Origin of the sequence: Aestuariimicrobium soli (genome assembly GCF_051192575.1) — a bacterium.
Taxonomy (GTDB): Bacteria; Actinomycetota; Actinomycetes; order Propionibacteriales; family Propionibacteriaceae; genus Aestuariimicrobium; species Aestuariimicrobium soli.
Map to the genome: position 1 here is coordinate 127,050 of NZ_JBPJSQ010000007.1, position 17,649 is coordinate 144,698.

Genomic DNA, 17,649 nt, shown 5'->3' on the forward strand with positions numbered 1-17,649 from the left:
CCAAGCCTCCGAAAGGTAGCCATGCCCGCCCGTCACCTGCTCCCCGGCCAGCGCGCCGAAATCTGGACCCTGAACGTCGAGACCGGCGAGCGCCGGCTGCGCTGGTCCTCGTCCGACCTGCTCGTCGAGGCACCCAACTGGACCGCCGACAACCGGCTGCTGGTCAACGGCGACGGCCGGCTGTTCACGCTGAGCGCCGACGGGGACGACGCGCCGGTGCATCTGCCCACGCCGGGGCTCGACGACCTCAACAACGACCACGTGCTCGACCCCGACGGGGAGCACGTGTTCGTCTCGGACTCCGGCACCCGCCAGATCCACCGCGTGAACCTCGCCAGCGGAGAGCAGGTGCGGGTGACCGGCGACGACGAGGGCCTGTTCCACTTCCTGCACGGGGTCTCACCCGACGGCGCCGAGATCGCCTGGGTGGGGCTGTCGCTCATCGGTGACTGGGCGCAGGGTCAGGTGCGCACCAACCTGTACTGCAGCGCCACCACACCGCCGGACGACCCGGCCGTCTCGAGTGGCCGCCGTCAGCTCACCGACGACGACCACCCCGACGACGGGCCCGAGTTCTCGCCCGACGGCGAGTGGCTGTGGTTCAACTCCGAGCGTCGGGTCGGCGACCAGGCCGAACCGGTGGCGCCGGGTCACGCGCAGATCTTCCGCATGCCGGCGACCGGCGGTCACCCGACCCAGCTGACCTTCGACGAGCGGGTGAACTGGTTCCCGCACGTCTCGCCGAGCGGGTGCAGCGTGGTCTACGTGAGCTTCCCGCCGGGCACCCTGGGTCACCCCGAGAACAAGGACGTGATCCTGCGCGAACTGCTGTTCGACGGCGGCTACCGCGACCTCGTGGCCCTGCACGGCGGCCAGGGCACGATCAACGTGAACTCCTGGTCACCCGATTCGACCCGCATCGCCTACGTCGCCTACCCGCTCGACTGAGGTCGTCGCGGGGGTCGACCAGCTCGGACGAGGGCCTCAGTCGACCCCGCGCATGAGGTGGTGGATCGGCTTGGAGGCCAGGATCACCAGCACCCCGACCACCACGGAGACGCCGCCGACCCACAGGAAGAACGGGGACTCGTGGGCCGGGTCGTAGTACTTCGCCAGCGAACCGGCGAGCGCCGTGCCCAGGGCGATCGAGAGGAAGTACAGGGCGACCATCTGGGTGTGGTAGCGCTGCGGAGCGAGCTTGGTGGCGACGCTCAACCCGGGCGGGGAGATGAACAGCTCGGCGAGGGTGAACGCCAGCAGGATGCCGATCAGGCCCAGCAGCGGGGCCGAGTTGGCGCCGGCGGGCATGGGCAGGAACAGGAAGAAGGCCAGCCCCATCAGGGTCGTGCCGATGCCGAACTTCAGCGGGGTGATCGGCTGGCGCGTGCCCAGCTTCGTCCACACGGCCGCGAACACGCCGGCCAGGGCGATGATGAACACCGGGTTGATCGACTGCACCCACGACACGGGCATCTCCCAGCCGAACAGGTCGCGGTTGAGTCGCTCGTCGGAGTAGATCGTGACCACGGTGAACTGCTGCTGGTAGAGCGACCAGAACACCATGTTGCACAGGAACAGGGGAATGAAGGCGAACAGGCGGCTGCGCTCGGTCGAGGTGGTCTGCTTGTCGCCGATCATCAGGGCGAAGTAGGCGACGGCCGCGATCGCCGAGATGGCGATCACGATCGTGGCCAGTCGGTCTGCGGTGATCACCTTGAGGGCGACCAGGGCCGCGATCACCACGATCACGCCCACGCCGATGCCCACGTAGAGCCCGCGTCGCCCCGAGGGCAGCGGGTTGGGCACGTGCCGCGTCTCGTCCGGCAGTTTGCCGCGGCTGATCGTGTACTGCACGAGCCCGATGGCCATGCCGACGGCGGCGGCGCCGAAGCCCCAGTGGAAGCCGATCTCGCTCTGCAGCAGACCGGTCAGCAGCGGGCCGACCAGGGCACCCAGGTTGATGCCCATGTAGAACAGCGAGAACCCGGCGTCGCGGCGGGTGTCGTCCGCCGCGTACAGCGAGCCGACCAGCGACGTGGCATTGGCCTTCACACCGCCCGAACCGAGCGCGATCAGCACCAGACCGACGCCCACGCCGAGCAGCCCGGGCAGCACCGCGAGGGCGATGTGGCCCAGCATGACGCAGACCGCCGCGTAGAACAGGGTGCGTTCGGGGCTGAGCACCCGGTCGGCGAGCCAGGCGGCGAGGATCGTCGACAGGTAGACGGCGCCACCGTAGGCGCCGACGATGCCGGTCGCGACGCCCTGCTCGACGCCGAGTCCGCCCTGGGACGACGTGTAGTACAGGTAGATCAGCAGAATGCCCTGCATGCCGTAGAAGCTGAAACGCTCCCACAGCTCAACGCCGAACAGGTTCGCCAGCACGCTCGGATGCCCGAAGAATCCACGGCCACCGGTGGGTGGCGTCGAGGTCTCGGAGGGCTGTTCGAGAGGGGTGTCGATGGAACTCACTCGCTCCACCCTGCCACGAGTGGGGCCGACGGGCCACCCTTGGGGGGCGTCCGACGGACGAACCGGGTGGCCTCAGCCGGCGTTGCAGGTGACGCCCGTGGCGTGCACCGGGCAGTACCCGTTCGGGTTCGCCTCGAGGTACTGCTGGTGGTAGTCCTCGGCCAGGTAGAACGGCCCGGCGGGGGCGATCTCGGTGGTGATGGTGCCGTAGCCAGCCTTGGTGAACTCGGCCTGGTACTGGTCGCGGACGCGCTGCGCGATGGCCGTCTGCTCGTCGTCGATGGTGTAGATCGCCGAGCGGTACTGGCTGCCCACGTCGTTGCCCTGCCGGTCACCCTGGGTGGGGTCGTGGTTCTCGAAGAAGATGCGCAGCAGGTCGTCGAAGCTGACGACGGCTGGGTCGAACGTCACGCGCACGGTCTCGGCGTGACCGGTGCGACCCGAGCAGGCCTCACGGTAGGTCGGGTTCGGGGTGAAGCCGCCCTGGTAACCGACCGCGGTCGACAGCACGCCCTCGGTCTGCCAGTACAGCTTCTCGGCCCCCCAGAAGCAGCCCAGCGCCAGATGGGCGGTCTGCGACCCCGGGAACTCCCGGTCGAGCCGGTCGCCGAAGATGCGGTGGAATGGCATCTGCGTGAGCACGGGTTCCTCGCGCCCGGGCAGGGCGGTCTCGGCGGTGAGGGTGGAGGTGCGGTGCGAGGAAAGTCCGAACATGCCCCCAGCCTAGGTCGCCCACGACCCCCGGGCACGAGTGATCGCCGAGAGCGCAGCCCGGGGCGGGTCAGCGCGAGGCGGGCCAGCGGGAGGGTCGCGGGTTGGATCGCTGTTGGTTCTGTCGGTGGGGAGCAGCAGAATGGGGGGATGGAATCCAGCACCCGCATGGGCAAGGCAGCCCAGGGGTTCGCACGCTTCACCGGTGCGCTGCACGCCCTGCTGCCGGGGCCGCTGCGGCGCATTCCGCAGACCTTCATCGGGTATGCCTTCATCAACGGGTCGGCCTTCGCCATCGACATGGGCCTCTTGAGCCTGTTCTACAGCTTCACGCCCTTGCCGTACCCGGTGGCCGTCACGCTCGGCTACGGCGTGGCCTGCGTGTACTCGTTCATCATCAACCGCTGGCTGAACTTCCGTGCGCACGGTCACGTCGGCGCCCAGTCAGCGCGCTACACCGTCACGATGGTCTCGAACTACGTGATCTGGATTCTCGGCTTCTCCTGGCTGATGGAGCACGTCGGTGTGCAGTTCCAGTTGGCTCGGTTCCTGGCGGCCTGCATCGAGGGCCTCTACATCTACGTCCTGCTGCGCTGGTGGGTCTTCCGCGGCGCGGAGGCCGTGGCCGACGAACGTGCCAAGGCCACGACCCCTGGCGCGGAGCCCGCTCAGGACGGCAGTCGCCAGTCGACCGGCTCGGAGCCGGCGGCCTCGAGAAGCTGATTCGTCCGACTGAACGGACGAGAGCCGAAGAACCCCGAGCGGGCCGACAGGGGTGACGGGTGGGCCGACTCGACCACCGGCACCCCGGCGGCCGTGAGCTGTGGCGCCAGGCTGCGGGCGTCGCGCCCCCACAGCACCGCCACCAGCGGTCCACCGCGCGCGGTGAGCACGTCGATGGCGTGGCCGGTGACCTCCTCCCAGCCCTGGTTGCGGTGCGATCCGGGCGTTCCCGGGCGAACCGTCAGCACCCGATTCAGCAGCAACACCCCGCGCTCGAACCAGGCCGTCAGGTCGCCGTGCTGCGCGGGTTCGATGCCGAGGTCGTCACGCAGTTCGGTGTAGATGTTGCCGAGGCTGCGCGGCAGCGGACGCACCTCGCGCTCGACCGAGAAGCTCAGCCCCACCGCGTGCCCCGGTGTGGGGTAGGGGTCTTGCCCGACCACCAGCACCCGCACGTCGGCCAGCGGTCGACTGAAGGCCCGCAGCACCCGATCGCCCGCGGGCAGGTAGCCGCGCCCATCAGCCACCTCCCGGCGCAGGAACTCACCGGCCCTCCTGATCTGGGGTTCCACGGGCGCCAGGGCGGCCGCCCAGTCGGCGGCGACCAACTCGGTGAGGGGCAGGGGTGTCATGGGCTCCACGCTAGGGCTCGCGCTGTCGCCCGAAGGACCGCGACCCCGGTTGAGCCCTGATGTGTGCAGTCGACCCTGTCAGATTGACAAGGTGGCCTTGTACTTTTGCTGCATGAGCGACATCACCAGCATTCTCGAAGACCTCGCGGCCGGGCGCATCGACGCCGCCGAAGCCGCCCGCCGCATCGACGCCGCCAAGTCCCAGCCCGAGGTGGCGCCCGCACCCGAGCCCGCGGAGGCTCCGGAGCCCGCCGGCGCCCGCACCTCCTACGACGACCTCGAGGGCGGTCGTCCGCAGTTCGCCAGCCACGCCCGGGAGAGCTTCCGTCGCCAGCAGCCCTCGGCGCCGAAGGCCGACGAGCCGCCTGCCGAGGTCAACCTCGACGACGTGCCCGAGGCCTCCGAGGCGCAGGCGGGGGATCGTCCGGCGGGTTCGAAGGGCGTCGACAAGGTGGTCGTCCGCGCCACCGGACGACGCGTGCGCATCATCGGTGACCCCAAGGTGGCGACCCTGTCGGCCGATGGGCCGCACGTGCTGCGCCGCTCCGGCCGCGTGCTCGAGGTGACGTCCGACGGTGACCTCGGGCCGTCCCTCGACGGCTTCTCGATCGTGCGTCCGCCCAAGTCGCTGGACGATCTGCGCTCGGTCGGGCTCGGCAAGGCCCTCACGCTGCGCATCAACCCGGCCATCGCCGTCGATGCCGAGGTGACCGCTGGCAGTCTGAAGGTGCAGGGGGTGCCGGTGCTCGGCAAGATTCGGGTCACCGCCGGGTCGGCGACGCTGAACGACGTCACCGAGGTGTCCGACGCCCTGGTGCAGGCGGGGTCGGCCTCGGTCAGCGGACCCGTGCGGCAGGGCCGTTCCCGGGTGCGCGTCGAGTCGGGATCGCTGTCGGTGAAGCTCACCGAGGGTGCCAATGTCACCGTGAAGGGCGATGCCCACCTGGGCAAGGTGGCCTGGCCGGTTGAGGGTCAGGTCGACGAGTACGTGGTGGGCAACGGTGCCGCCCGGCTCGACATCGGCGTCGTCATGGGCCACGCCTCGGTCAAGGTCGACGACGACGAGGAGGCCTGACGGTGGCACGTGGCGTGCGAGCGATGGCCGACCGCACCATGCGGCGGCAGCTGGCCGAGCCGCGACACCGCGCGCCGGGGGAGTGCCCGGTGTGCGCCGAACGGCTGGTGCCGATCCGGTTGGGGTGCCCCGGCTGCGGCACCGAGATCGTGGGCGAGTTCGACCCGTGTGAGTTCTGTGCTCTGGACGACGCCGACCTGCATCTGTTGCGGCTGTTCCTGGCGGCGCGCGGCAATGTCAAGGAGGTCGAGAAGCACCTGGGCGTCAGCTACCCGACGGCCCGGCTGCGGCTCACGGGGCTGCTCGCGAAGCTCGGGCTCAGCGGTGAGGCGGACGAAGATCTCGGCCTCACCGCCGAGCAGGTGTTGAAAGAAGTGGCGCAGGGGTCGCTGACCCCGGCCGAGGGCGAAAGGCTGCTCGCCACCCTCGAGTGAGGGCTGCGGCCGCCGTACCCACGCCGACAAATGCACCAGCGCCTGTCCCCGAACCGGGGACAGGCGCTGGTGCTGTCTGCGTGGGTTCGGGTCAGGCGGTGAACTTCTCCACCTTCACGACGGTGACGTCGATCTTCTTGCCGTTGGGTGCCTCGTAGCTGACCGAGGCGCCGACGGGCTGGCCGATGACGGCGGCGCCCAGCGGAGACTGCGGCGAGTAGACCTGCACGTCATCGACGGAGTCGTCGAGGCCGAGCAGTTCGCGGCTGCCCAGCAGGAAGGTGTCGGTGTCGTCCTCGTCGCCGAAGTAGGCGACGGTGACGAGCATGCCGGGGGCGGCCTCGTCGGTGTTGGCGGGTGCCTGTTCGACCTGGGCCTTGCGCAGCACGCTCTCGAGCTGGCGGATGCGCGCCTCCTGCTGGCCCTGCTCCTCGCGCGCGGCGTGGTAGCCGCCGTTCTCGGAGAGGTCGCCCTCGCTGCGCGCCTCGGCGATCTTGTTGGCAACGGTGGTGCGGCCCTCACCCTTCAGGTACTCCAGCTCCTCACGGAGCTTGTCGTACGCCTCCTGGGTCAGCCACACGGTTTCATCAGTGTTTGCAGACATTCCACCAGCATACCGAAGGGCCTGCTCAGAGGCCTCTTTATGGTGCGTGGGGTGAGCGTGGTCAGGCGCGACGGCAGTGCAGCAGCACGGCCGTCGTGGCCCGCAGGGTCGTCCGAATGGTCACCCGTTGCGTCTGGTCGGACGAATCGCCGGTCACCGCGAAGGTCAGTTCGCCGACGATCTCGCCGCTGAGGGCCTGGGCCTGCACCGTGCACTCAGCGCGCGTGGTCGGGTCGGGTCGGTGGGTGATGACGGTCGCCTCCACGGACTGGTCATCGAGCACGCGGTAGCCGTGGAGTTGGCCGGTGACCCCCGGGTTGGCGTGTTCGAGACCCGCCCACACGGCCCACCCGCCGAGCAGGACGGCGATCACCACGGCGGCGCCGATCCAGCGGCCGCGTCGCCGCTGGGGGTAGCGGGTGCGGATGCGCTCGCGGTCGTCCGCGGTCAGCTCGACACCACGGGCGAGGTTCGGGTCGACGGTGGGGGACGGCACTCGTCCATTCTGCCAGTCGGACGGGCGGGCTGATCGGGGTGGCTGGTGGGGCTGACTGCGCAGGCGGGGCACGGCACAATGGGCGCCATGTCTGCCGACCTGCGCCTGTTGAACGTGCACGCCCACCCCGACGACGAGTCGAGCAAGGGGGCGGCGACCACCGGACGCTACGTCTCCGAGGGTGTGCAGGTGATGGTCGCGACGTGCACGGGCGGGGAGAGGGGTTCGGTGCTGAACCCGAAGCTGGACCGGCCCGAGGTGTGGGAGCACATCGCCGAGATTCGCCGTGGCGAGATGGATCGCGCGCGGGAGATCCTGGGCATCCAGCAGGTGTGGTTGGGGTTCGTCGACTCCGGGCTGCCCGAGGGGGACCCGCTGCCGCCGCTGCCCGAGGGGTGCTTCGGGCTGACGGACCCGACTGTGTCGTGCGGTCCGCTGGTGAAGGTGATCCGCGAGTTCAAGCCGCAGGTGATGACCACCTACGACGAGCGGGGCGGCTACCCGCACCCCGACCACATCATGTGCCACCAGATCTCCGTGGAGGCGTTCCGGCAGGCCGCGGACCCCGAGCTGTGGCCCGAACACGGCCCCGCCTGGCAGGTCAGCAAGTTGTACTACCAAATGGGCATGCACCGACTGCGGCTGGCTGCCCTCGATGCGGCGATGCACGAGGCGGGCATGGACTCGCCCTACCGCGAGCGGCTGGCGCAGTGGGAGGACCGGCACTACGAGACCCGGATCACCACGCAGGTGCCCTGTGCCGACTTCTTCGACGTGCGCGACGCCGCGCTGCGCGCCCACGCCACCCAGATCGACCCCGACGGCTTCTGGTTCCAGGTGCCGCAGGAGATCCAGCGGCGGGTGTGGCCGACCGAGGACTACCAACTGGTGGAGTCGATGGTCGAGACCTCGCTGCCCGAGGACGATTTGTTCGCCGGGTTGCGGGGTGACGTCGAGGTGTCGGCGCACGCCCGCGGTGAGGACTTCTCGATCTGAGCCTGGCGGCCGCGCGGGGGTAGTCTGGGCGCATGGTTCCTGCACTCGCGATCGGTGGCGGCACGCTCACGCTGCTGGTGTTCGTCGTCCTGGCCGCGTTCGTGGTGATCGGCTGGTTCAGCCTGCGCCGCAACGTGCGGGGCATCGACTTCGCCGATCCCGCGGACGAGGCCCCCGCCTCGACCCGGTCGGCCGAGGAACGCTGAGACTCACCCCAGCAGGTGGCTCGCGCTGTCGAGGTGCTCCACCCCGTCGTCGTCGTGGCCGAGGTGCCGCAGGTACAGGCCACTGGTGACGCGCTCAATGTTCGCCCAGGCCAGGATGGCCGCGCGGTCGGTACCGGTGAGGCGGGCCAGTTCGTCGGCCTTGGCCGTCAGCAGGAAGACCGGGTCGTCCGCGGGCAGGATGACGTCGTTCCACGAGCGCAGGATGACGCCCAGATCGTATTCGGGTTCGCAGCCGCCGATGCCGTCGACGTCGATCAGGACGGGTTCGGTCGTGCCGTCGGGCAGGCGGCGCAGCATCAGGTTGCCCGCGTGGGGATCGCCGTGACAGAAGACGTCGCGCTGCGGGTCGTGGGCGGCCAGCCGCTCCTCGGCGAGGGCGCGAGCGGTGGCGACGGCGAGCCTGTGGCGGTCGTCGGCGAGGCCCTGCAGCCGGTCGATCAGGGCGATCAGTCCGGCGGCCTTGTGCGTGGCCGGGCCGGGATCGGCGGGAGCCAGGTGTCGGACCGCCGCCCAGAACCGTTGCAGCGCCGACGCCAGCTGGTGAGGCGTGTCGTCCCAGGAGGGGGCCGGGGCTGGCTCGAGGGACTCGAGGAGCATGGCTCCGAGGGCGGCGTCTGACTCGACCAGTCGGACGACGCCGCGCCCCTCGGCGGCGCGCAACACCTCGATCTGCTCGAGGGTGGAGGCGTCGGGCAGGACGAGTTTGAGCACGTATTGCTGACCGGCGCGTTCGGCCGGCAGCACGAGTGACCACGACCCGCCGTCGTAAGGCTCACCCAGGCTCAGCCCCCAGCGGGCGCTGATGGTTTCGACACTGTCGGGGAGTGCGGCGCCCCAGACCTCGGCCTCGGGACCGGCATTGGACAGGGTCGTGGTCAGGCGGTCGGGCAGGCGCAGGGTCACCGGACGATCCTGCCACGCTGCATGACCTTCACCGGCCGGCTGCCCGCGCGCTTCTCTGGCCCGCACGGTTCTCTGGTCCCCGCGGCTCACTGGCCCACCCGGCTCACTGGCCCACCCGGCTCTCTGGCCCACCCGGCTCACTGGCCCACGCGGCCGTCGATGCACTCGCGCAGCAGGTCGGCGTGGCCACAGTGGCGGGCGTACTCCTCGATGCGATGCACCCAGATCTCGCGGATCGCCACGCCGTCGTCGCCGAGTCGCTCGCCCAGGTCATCGTGCGCCAACAGGGCCTCGTCGGTGACGCGCTGCTCGCGAGCCAGGTCGTCCCGAGCCTGGGCGACCATGGCCTCGTCCGCGGTGCCGCCCTCGAAGTCGCGGGTGGAGCCACCGTGCAACGAGGGTTCGGACGGCCCGAACCAGCCCCGCCAGTCTCGTTCGCAGGCGGCGAGGTGCCGTAGCAGCCCCAGCAGGGACATGGTCGAGGGCGGCACCGACCGACGGGCGAGTTGCTCGGCGTCGAGTCCCTCGCACTTCATGAGCAAGGTGTGGCGGTAGCTGGTCAGGTAGTCCTGCAGGGTGGCCAGTTCACCGTCGGGGCTGACCCCGTCGGTGTTGCGTGGGTCGTCCTCGGGGTTGACCCACATGTCGGGGTACACCGTGGCTTGGGTCCACCGATGGGGTCGCTGGGTCTCCTCGGTCATGACCCGAGTGAACGCCCGACGTGCGCCGCGTGGCAACCGAATTGGCTCACCCCATCGTCTTCTGCCCGTCGATGGCTTCACGAATGATGTCGGCGTGGCCGGCGTGCTGGCTGATCTCGGCCAGCATGTGCAGCGCCACCCGGCGCATCGACCACGAGACTCCCTTCTCGAACCAGGGTGCCTCGGGAAGGGGGTGCGCGAGGTCGAGATCGGTGGTGCTCAGGATCTCGGCGGTGCGGGTCGCCACCTGGTCGAGGCGCTGCACCAGGTGGGGGAGGGTTTCGGAGTCATTGAGCACGAACCGCGGGTCGTCCCAGGTCGAGTCCGACCAGTCCCCACCGTTGGTCGCCGCCTCGGCGTCGACCGCGGACCAGTCCACCTCGTCGGAGTACACGGTGCTGTCGCCGAAGGCTTCGGCCCCGCGCACAGCGAAGTCGAACCACTGTTCCTCGGTGTCGGCGACGTGCTTGAGCAGCGAGGCGATGGTGAGGGCGCTGACGGTCGAGGCCGTGCGGGCCTGTTCTTCGGTGAGCCCCTGCGCGGTGGTGAGCAGGAACCCTCGGTGGCGCGCCAGCGCCTCGATCAGGGTCTCGGCCTCGGAGGTGCGGATGGTCTGGTCGGGCGTGGTGTCCATGAGGTGACGCTAGGTGGCGGCTCCGACATGTTCGCCGGATCCCCGGTGGTTGGCCTCTCGTGGGCTCGCAATAGGGTTGGGTCATGCCGAATCGCCTTGCCGACTCCACCAGCCCGTACCTGCAGCAGCACGCCCATCAGCCGGTGGACTGGCAGCCCTGGGGCGAGGAGGCGTTCGCCGAGGCCCGCGAGCGGCAGGTGCCGATCTTCCTGTCGGTGGGCTATGCCGCCTGCCACTGGTGCCACGTGATGGCGCACGAGTCCTTCGACGACCCCGACGTGGCCGCCTACCTCAACGAGCACTTCGTCTCGGTCAAGGTCGACCGCGAGGAGCATCCCGATGTCGACGCCGTGCACATGTTCGCCACCCAGGCCCTCACCGGACGCGGCGGCTGGCCGATGTCGGCCTTCCTCACCCCCGACGGCGACCCCTTCTTCGCGGGCACCTACTTCCCACCCGAGCCCGCCCACGGCCTGCCGAGCTTCCGGCAGGTCGCCGAGGCGCTGGCGCAGGCGTGGGCCGAGCGCCGCGACGAGGTGCTGGCCTCGGCCTCGTCCGTTCGGGATGAACTGGCCAAGCTGGGAACCGCCATCCAACCGGCCGATGGGGTGCCCGGCTCGCGGGAGACCCTCGAATTGCTCGGCAAGGACTACGACCTGATCCACGGTGGGTTCGGCCACGCCCCGAAGTTCCCGCCGCCCACCGTGCTCGACGCGCTGCTCGTGAAGGGCGACCCGACCAGCCTCGACATGGCCCAACTGACCTGCGAGGCGATGGCCCGCGGGGGCATCCACGACCAGCTGGGCGGCGGGTTCCACCGGTACTCCGTCGACGCCGGGTGGGCCGTGCCCCACTTCGAGAAGATGCTCTACGACAACGCCCTGCTGCTCGGCACCTACTGTCGGCTGTGGCGGCGCACCGCCGACCACGATGCCGACAAGCGGGCGCTGTTCGAGCACGTGATCTACGGAATCGTCGGCTTCCTCGAGCGCGAACTGCGCACCGACGAGGGTGGGTTCGCGGCCTCGCTCGATGCCGACTCGTGCGACATCAGGGGGGCCGTGCACGAGGGCATCTTCTACGTCTGGAACCGCGAGCTGCTCGCCGATGCGCTCGGCGCAGACGACGCCGACTGGGCTGCCGACGTCTTCCACGTCACCGATCCGGGCACCTTCGAGCACGGACTTTCGACCCTGCAACTGCGCGGACGAGTCGACTGGTCCCGGCTGGAGCCCCTGATGCAGACGCTGAACGAGGTGCGCGCCCAGCGATTCCGGCCAGCCCGCGACGACAAGGTCGTGGCCGCGTGGAACGGGCTGCTGGTCGACGCGCTGGTGACCGCGGGCATGATGTTCCACGAGCCGACCTGGCTCGAGCTGGCCCGCGGCTGCGCCGAGATGGTCTGGACGACGCATGTGGTGGGTGAGGGTCAGCAGGCGCGTCTGGTGCGCACCTCTCGCGACGGGGTCGCCGGGTCGGCGCCCGCGGTCACCGAGGACCATGCCGCGCTGGCGCTCGGCTTCGCCCAGCTGGCCGGAGCGCTCGGCGACAGCGAGTGGCTGCGGCGCGCGATCTGGCTGCTCGACCGTGCCGACGCCCTGTTCTCGGCCGAGGATGGCGGCTACTTCGACGCTGAGCAGCAGCCGATGCTGCCTTCTCGTCCGCGGGAACTCACCGACAACCCGACCCCCTCGGCGACGGCCACCATGGTGCACGCGTTGCGGGCGGTGGGGCTGTTGAGCGGGGAGCAGCGCTTCCTGGACCGTTCAGACAGGGCGGCGGCCACCACCTGGGCGACGGTCGCGGCGACCCCGCGGTTCGCGGGCTGGAGTCTGGCCGATGCACTGATTCGGGAGGAGGCGCGGCGCGGGCTTCGTCCGGCGGTGGCGGTGGTGGTGTCCGACGACCCGTTCAACGAGGTGACCAGAGCGGCGTGGCGGATGGCCCCGGCGGGAACTGCCATCGTCACCGCCCCAGCAGGCACCACCGGCTTCGGGGAGAACTTCGAGGGCCGGGTGGCGGGGGAGAGTGGCGCGCGCGCGTTCGTCTGCCGCGGCACCGTGTGTTTCGACCCCGCGGATCACTACTCGGAGCTCAAGACGCCGCTGTGGTCGCGCTGCTGACGCGGAGGCGTGGTCAAACCGCAGCAGCTCAGCCTCATCGACCGCTGGTGCGGATCGGTGGGCCTGAGCTGCTGCAGTTTGACCATCAGGCGGCGGAGCCCCGGTGCACCCGACCCCAGGTGTGCACCCCTTGGCGGGCCAGTTCCCGCACCAACTCCACCAGCCGGGGTCGCTCGTTCAGAACTTCCTGATAGGTCACCCGGAGCACGTGATAGTTCAGGCGGCTGAGGCGTTGGTCGCGGCGGCGGTCGCGGAAGTAGTTGTCGAGGGAGGTGTGGTGGGCCACGGAGTCGCACTCGATGACCAAGCGGTCACCCACCAACAGGTCAACCCGGTCGGGTCCGATGAGCACCTGCACCCTCACCCGAAAGCCCGCGCGCTGAAGGTCATGCCGCAGCAGGGATTCCGAGCCTGACTCGGAGAGTGTGTTGGTTCGCTTCATCAGGGTGACCAGGTGATTCTCTCGATACGGCCAGACCGCGATGGCATCGCTCAGCAGGTCATCGGCCGGGTATCCCGCGTGGAGCAGGGAATCGACGACGGCCACCCATTCGGCGGCCGGCAGGCACGTACTGGCCGCTGCCACGGCTGCCGACAGCGGGTCGATCGCGCGGGTGGGTACTCCGGCCGTCCGGCCCAACTGGTGCATGACCAGACCCTCGGGGTGGGCCGTGAGGCGTCGGGAGTTGCTGGGCAGTCTGACGTGCAGGCCCTGGTGGGGCGCAACCCACACCGTGGAGGCCCAGCCGGATGAGCCAGCCGCCTTGGCCAGACGCAGCGCGGACACGCAGGTGACCGCACCGCCGGCGGCCACTGCCCTGACGGCGGCGGGGTCGGCATCCGGCCGGGCGAACCAGCCGGACCGGATCCTTCGCAGCCGGCCAGCTCGCACTTGGCCGCGAATCTCTTGCCTCGACAGGCCGAGGGGATGGAGGTCGGCCAGCGTCAGAACTCCGGTGGAATGCATCACTCCATCCCACCGGCCAGGCTTCTCGAAGGGGAAGACCCCCAAAAAATCTGTGGACAACTCGAGACCGTGGTCAAACCGCAGCAGCTGAGCGACAACGATCTCTGGTGCGGATCGATCGCCCTCAGCTGCTGCGGTTTGACCACGACAGCCCAAGACGGACCACCAAACCACGCGGCTACTTGCCGTAACGGCGCTCCCGCTGCTCGTACGAGCGCAGGGCGCGCACGAAGTCGACCTTGCGGAAGTCGGGCCAGAGCGCCTCGTGGAAGTAGAACTCCGAGTGCGCGCTCTGCCAGATCAGGAAGCCCGACAGCCGCTGTTCCCCCGAGGTGCGAATCACCAGATCGGGGTCCGGCTGGCCCTTGGTGTAGAGGTGATCGGCGATCTGGTCGATCTCGAGAGTCTCGGAAAGGGTGGCCAGGTCGCTGCCTTTGGCCGCCTCGGCCGCCAGCAGCGAGCGCACGGCGTCGCGCAGTTCGTGGCGTCCGCCGTAGCCGACGGCCACATTCACGTGCATGCCCTCGTGGCCGTCGGTGGCTGCCTCGGCCGCGCGAATCCGGCCGGCCATCTCGTCGGGCAGCAGGCTGAGGTCGCCCACGGCCTGCACGCGCCAGTGATCGCGGCGACTGAGGTCTTCGACCAGTTCGGTGATGACCTCGAGCAGGGGGTTCAGCTCGTCCGCCTCACTGCGGGTCAGGTTGTCGGTGCTCAGCACCCAGATGGTGACCAGTTCGATGCCGGCCTCGTCGCACCAGCCGCAGAAGTCGGTGAGCTTGGCGGCGCCGGCCCGGTAGCCCGTGACGAGCGGCTGACCGGGGGCGTTCATGCGCGCCCACCGCCGGTTGCCGTCAGCCATCACCGCGACGTGCCGCGGCAGCTTGTCGTGGTCGAGTTCGGCGAGCAGTCGTCCCTCGTAGGTGGCGTACAGCAGGTTTCTGGGGTGCAGGCGGTCGATCGCCTCGTCCACCCGGTGCCGCCAGTTCATGCCGACACTCTAGTCAGCGCGACCCTCAGAGGGCGGGACGCCTTGGTTCCGCGCCAAACCTACGTTACCGTAGGTTACGCATGCGTAGGTGACGACGAGGAGCGACCGATGCCTCAGCAAGGGACTTCCACCATGGCCCAGACCCCACAGCTTCCCGACCCCCAGGGCGAGCCGGCGATCGTCCTCGACCAGCCCGAAGGTCGCCCCGACGCCCCCCTCAAGCCCAGACTCCGCGGGGTGCTGCACACGATCATGGCGCCGCTGGCCTTCGTGGGCGGGCTGGTGCTGCTGGTGATCACCCCCACCATCGGGGGGCGCCTGGCCGCCGCGGTCTACCTGACCAGCTCGCTGGCGCTGTTCGGCAACTCCGCCGTCTACCACCGCGGACGATGGACCGATCGGGTGCAGGCCACGTTGAGGCGCGTCGACCACGCCAACATCTTCCTGTTCATCGCTGGCACTTACACCCCACTGGCGACGCAACTGCTCACCGGCAGGAGCCGGGTGGCCCTGCTCGCGCTGATCTGGATCGCCGCCGGCCTCGGTGTCGCGTTCCGGGTGCTCTGGTTGTCGGCCCCGCGCTGGCTCTACACCGTGCTCTACGTGCTGATGGGCTGGGCGGCCGTGGGCTGGCTGCCGACCTTCTGGCGCGACGGCGGCCCGCTCGTGGTGGCGCTGGTCATCGGCGGCGGTCTCGTCTACTCCCTCGGCGCCCTCGTCTACGGGCGCAAGCGACCCAACCCGTCGCCGACCTGGTTCGGCTTCCACGAGATCTTCCACGCCTGCACCGTGATCGCCGCCCTGCTGCACTTCGCTGCGATCCTGCTCGCCACCCTGCCGATCTGAGCCGCGGTCGGCATCGGCGGTCGCGACAGAGCCCGGATGAACAGTCGGCAACATTGGTTGAACGTTCGGCGTGGCAGCCCCGCGCCGAACCCGCGGGAGCTTAGTTTTCGAGCACGGAGCAATTGACCCGACCCAGGGTCGGGCGCCTTCCCCCGGTCGCTTCGAGCAGGTTGATTCACGCGGCGTGCAACCGCACGACGTGCCAGCTCAGTGCCATGGGCACACGGTGGTCTCCACCGGAGGAGGCGGAGCCAGCGGGTGCCTTCGGAAGGACTCCCGTGCTCAACAGCCCCGACCAGCTGACTCACTCCACCGGCGCACCCGTGGTGTTCCCTGACCAGTCGGCCGATTCCCCGCAGCGCACCCTCACCTACGTGCTCGACACCTCCGTGCTGCTCAGCGATCCGCGCGCCCTGCTGCGCTTCGCCGAGCACGCCATCGTGCTGCCGATCGTGGTGATCACCGAACTCGAGGCCAAACGTCACCATCCCGAACTGGGCTACTTCGCCCGCTCGGCGCTGCGCCTGCTCGACGACCTGCGCATTCGGCACGGCCGACTCGACCTGCCCGTGCCCGTCAACGAGCAGGGGGGCATGCTGCACGTCGAGCTCAACCACACCGACCAGAGCCGGCTCCCCACCGGGTTCCAGCTGGGTGACAACGACACCCGCATCCTGGCCGTGGCGTTGAACTTCAAGCACGAGGGCCACGACGTGGTGCTGGTCTCGAAGGATCTGCCGATGCGGGTCAAGGCCTCGTCCGTGGGGTTGGAGGCCCAGGAGTACCGCGCCGAACTGGCCGTTGACACCGGGTGGACGGGCATGACCAACCTCGAGGTGCCCAACGAGGTCACCGATGCGCTCTACGCCGATGGGGTGGCCGAGTGCGAGGCCGCCGACGACCTGCCCGTGCACACGGGCGTCGTGCTGCACGCTCCGTCGGGCACGGCGCTGGCCCGCAAGCAGGCCAACGGCGATCTGCGCCTGGTCAAGTCCGACCGGGAGGCCTTCGGACTGCACGGACGATCCGCCGAGCAGCGGATCGCCCTCGACATTCTGCTGGACGACTCCGTGGGCATCGTCTCCCTCGGCGGACGAGCGGGCACCGGCAAGTCGGCGCTCGCGCTGTGCGCCGGGCTCGAACTGGTGATGGAGCGACGCCAGTACTCCAAGGTGATGGTGTTCCGGCCGCTCTACGCGGTCGGCGGCCAGGAGCTCGGCTACCTGCCCGGCAGCGAGAACGAGAAGATGGCGCCCTGGGGGCAGGCCGTCTACGACACCCTGTCGGCGCACGCGAACAAGTTCGTGATCGACGAGATCATGGCCCAGAACATGCTCGAGGTGCTGCCGCTGACCCACATCAGAGGGCGCTCGCTGCACGACGCCTTCGTGATCGTGGACGAGGCCCAGTCGCTCGAGCGCAACGTGCTGCTCACCGTGCTCAGCCGGCTCGGCACCAACTCGCGCGTGGTGCTCACCCACGACGTCGCTCAGCGCGACAACCTGCGCGTGGGGCGCCACGACGGGGTCGCCGCGGTGGTCGAGAAGCTGAAGGGCAACCCGCTGTTCGCCCATGTCACCCTCACCCGCTCGGAGCGCTCGCCGATCGCGGCCCTGGTCACCGAGATGCTGGAGGATGCCCTCTGAGACGCCCCGTTCGAGGTTCTGGGCGCGACTGTCTGGCGCGGCCCTCGGGCACGCGGCGGCTAGGCTGGCCGCGTGCCCGTGCAGGTGTCTGAGGAAGAGTTCGACCAGGCCGTCGAGGAGGCCCTCGGCGAGGTGCCCGAAGAGCTGATCGACCTGCTCGACAACTGCGTGGTGATGGTCGAGGACGAGGCCCCTGCCGACGAACCCGACCTGCTCGGTCACTACGACGGCACCCCGCTCACCGAGCGGGACTCCACCTACTCCGGCGTGCTGCCCGACCGCATCGTCATCTTCCGCGGACCGCTGCAGCGGCTGTGCGAGTCGACCGACGAACTGGTGGACGAGATCGCGGTCACCGTCGTGCACGAGATCGCCCACTTCTTCGGCATCGACGACGAGCGGCTGCGCGAGCTGGGCTGGGACTGAGCCTTCCCAGACTGGGCTGGCCCGCACTGGGCTCTCCCAGTCCGG

The 17,649-nt window shown here is 69.7% G+C and carries 19 protein-coding genes and 1 pseudogene; 10 read left to right on the forward strand and 10 right to left on the reverse strand.

Annotation, left to right across the window (positions count from 1 at the left end; genetic code table 11):
* Window positions 1-21 precede the first annotated feature (21 nt).
* On the forward strand, window positions 22-948 hold the full coding sequence (locus ACSDQ9_RS10020; protein ID WP_435146587.1) for a TolB family protein: 927 nt from the start codon (window positions 22-24) through the stop codon (window positions 946-948).
* A 36-nt stretch (window positions 949-984) separates the two neighbouring features.
* On the opposite strand, the gene ACSDQ9_RS10025 is transcribed toward ACSDQ9_RS10020, so the two are convergent.
* Together ACSDQ9_RS10025 and msrA are read right to left on the reverse strand one after the other, a co-directional pair.
* Window positions 985-2,472 carry a peptide MFS transporter gene (locus tag ACSDQ9_RS10025; protein ID WP_435146589.1) on the reverse strand — a complete coding sequence of 496 codons (1,488 nt, stop codon included), beginning with the start codon at window positions 2,470-2,472 and terminating at the stop codon, window positions 985-987.
* A gap of 72 nt (window positions 2,473-2,544) precedes the next feature.
* Window positions 2,545-3,186 (reverse strand): peptide-methionine (S)-S-oxide reductase MsrA, encoded by a 642-nt coding sequence (gene msrA / locus ACSDQ9_RS10030; RefSeq protein WP_435146590.1) that lies wholly within the window; start codon window positions 3,184-3,186, stop codon window positions 2,545-2,547.
* A gap of 165 nt (window positions 3,187-3,351) precedes the next feature.
* Between msrA and ACSDQ9_RS10035 the strand changes: the two are divergent.
* Window positions 3,352-3,789: pseudogene (locus ACSDQ9_RS10035) on the forward strand (GtrA family protein); the annotation flags it as partial.
* 62 nt (window positions 3,790-3,851) lie between these two features.
* Here ACSDQ9_RS10035 and ACSDQ9_RS10040 read toward each other — a convergent pair.
* Entirely contained in the window at window positions 3,852-4,538 is a 687-nt protein-coding gene (locus ACSDQ9_RS10040; RefSeq protein ID WP_435146592.1) for a uracil-DNA glycosylase, read from the reverse strand.
* Between the two features lie 112 nt (window positions 4,539-4,650).
* On the opposite strand from ACSDQ9_RS10040, the gene ACSDQ9_RS10045 reads away from it, so the two are divergent.
* Window positions 4,651-5,613: a hypothetical protein gene (locus ACSDQ9_RS10045; protein WP_435146593.1), complete on the forward strand. Its 963-nt coding sequence runs from the start codon at window positions 4,651-4,653 to the stop codon at window positions 5,611-5,613.
* Between the two features lie 23 nt (window positions 5,614-5,636).
* Entirely contained in the window at window positions 5,637-6,047 is a 411-nt protein-coding gene (locus ACSDQ9_RS10050) for a DUF2089 domain-containing protein (protein WP_435146595.1), read from the forward strand.
* Window positions 6,048-6,138: 91 nt separating this feature from the next.
* Here ACSDQ9_RS10050 and greA read toward each other — a convergent pair whose 3' ends face one another.
* On the reverse strand, window positions 6,139-6,651 hold the full coding sequence (gene greA / locus ACSDQ9_RS10055; RefSeq protein WP_435146597.1) for a transcription elongation factor GreA: 513 nt from the start codon (window positions 6,649-6,651) through the stop codon (window positions 6,139-6,141).
* 61 nt (window positions 6,652-6,712) lie between these two features.
* Window positions 6,713-7,147: a DUF4307 domain-containing protein gene (locus ACSDQ9_RS10060; protein WP_435146599.1), complete on the reverse strand. Its 435-nt coding sequence runs from the start codon at window positions 7,145-7,147 to the stop codon at window positions 6,713-6,715.
* An 87-nt stretch (window positions 7,148-7,234) separates the two neighbouring features.
* Between ACSDQ9_RS10060 and mca the strand changes: the two genes are divergently transcribed.
* The gene (gene mca, locus ACSDQ9_RS10065) at window positions 7,235-8,143 is read left to right on the forward strand and encodes a mycothiol conjugate amidase Mca (protein WP_435146601.1); all 909 of its coding nucleotides are present in this window, start codon (window positions 7,235-7,237) and stop codon (window positions 8,141-8,143) included.
* 32 nt (window positions 8,144-8,175) lie between these two features.
* A complete protein-coding gene (locus ACSDQ9_RS10070; protein ID WP_435146603.1) occupies window positions 8,176-8,349 on the forward strand; it encodes a GNAT family acetyltransferase in 174 nt (57 codons plus the stop codon).
* A gap of 3 nt (window positions 8,350-8,352) precedes the next feature.
* On the opposite strand, the gene ACSDQ9_RS10075 is transcribed toward ACSDQ9_RS10070, so the two are convergent.
* The 3 genes from ACSDQ9_RS10075 to ACSDQ9_RS10085 all read right to left on the reverse strand — a co-directional run bounded on the left by ACSDQ9_RS10075 (window position 8,353) and on the right by ACSDQ9_RS10085 (window position 10,608).
* Entirely contained in the window at window positions 8,353-9,273 is a 921-nt protein-coding gene (locus tag ACSDQ9_RS10075; RefSeq protein WP_435146605.1) for a phosphotransferase, read from the reverse strand.
* A gap of 137 nt (window positions 9,274-9,410) precedes the next feature.
* The gene (locus ACSDQ9_RS10080) at window positions 9,411-9,974 is read right to left on the reverse strand and encodes a DinB family protein (RefSeq protein ID WP_435146606.1); all 564 of its coding nucleotides are present in this window, start codon (window positions 9,972-9,974) and stop codon (window positions 9,411-9,413) included.
* 46 nt (window positions 9,975-10,020) lie between these two features.
* Window positions 10,021-10,608 carry a DinB family protein gene (locus tag ACSDQ9_RS10085; protein WP_435146608.1) on the reverse strand — a complete coding sequence of 196 codons (588 nt, stop codon included), beginning with the start codon at window positions 10,606-10,608 and terminating at the stop codon, window positions 10,021-10,023.
* Window positions 10,609-10,691: 83 nt separating this feature from the next.
* On the opposite strand from ACSDQ9_RS10085, the gene ACSDQ9_RS10090 reads away from it, so the two are divergent.
* Window positions 10,692-12,731 carry a thioredoxin domain-containing protein gene (locus ACSDQ9_RS10090; protein ID WP_435146610.1) on the forward strand — a complete coding sequence of 680 codons (2,040 nt, stop codon included), beginning with the start codon at window positions 10,692-10,694 and terminating at the stop codon, window positions 12,729-12,731.
* 85 nt (window positions 12,732-12,816) lie between these two features.
* On the opposite strand, the gene ACSDQ9_RS10095 is transcribed toward ACSDQ9_RS10090, so the two are convergent.
* Window positions 12,817-13,698, reverse strand: coding sequence for an endonuclease domain-containing protein (locus ACSDQ9_RS10095; protein WP_435146611.1), 882 nt, complete (start codon window positions 13,696-13,698; stop codon window positions 12,817-12,819).
* A gap of 178 nt (window positions 13,699-13,876) precedes the next feature.
* Window positions 13,877-14,686, reverse strand: a complete 810-nt coding sequence (locus ACSDQ9_RS10100) for an isoprenyl transferase (RefSeq protein WP_435146613.1) — start codon at window positions 14,684-14,686, stop codon at window positions 13,877-13,879.
* Window positions 14,687-14,818: 132 nt separating this feature from the next.
* On the opposite strand from ACSDQ9_RS10100, the gene trhA reads away from it, so the two are divergent.
* The 3 genes from trhA (at window position 14,819) to ACSDQ9_RS10115 (ending at window position 17,604) form a co-directional block, all read left to right on the forward strand.
* Window positions 14,819-15,532 carry a PAQR family membrane homeostasis protein TrhA gene (gene trhA / locus ACSDQ9_RS10105; protein ID WP_435146615.1) on the forward strand — a complete coding sequence of 238 codons (714 nt, stop codon included), beginning with the start codon at window positions 14,819-14,821 and terminating at the stop codon, window positions 15,530-15,532.
* 323 nt (window positions 15,533-15,855) lie between these two features.
* Window positions 15,856-17,178, forward strand: coding sequence for a PhoH family protein (locus ACSDQ9_RS10110; RefSeq protein WP_435146855.1), 1,323 nt, complete (start codon window positions 15,856-15,858; stop codon window positions 17,176-17,178).
* 72 nt (window positions 17,179-17,250) lie between these two features.
* Complete coding sequence (locus ACSDQ9_RS10115) at window positions 17,251-17,604, forward strand: metallopeptidase family protein (RefSeq protein WP_435146616.1); 354 nt, start codon at window positions 17,251-17,253, stop codon at window positions 17,602-17,604.
* Window positions 17,605-17,649 lie beyond the last annotated feature (45 nt).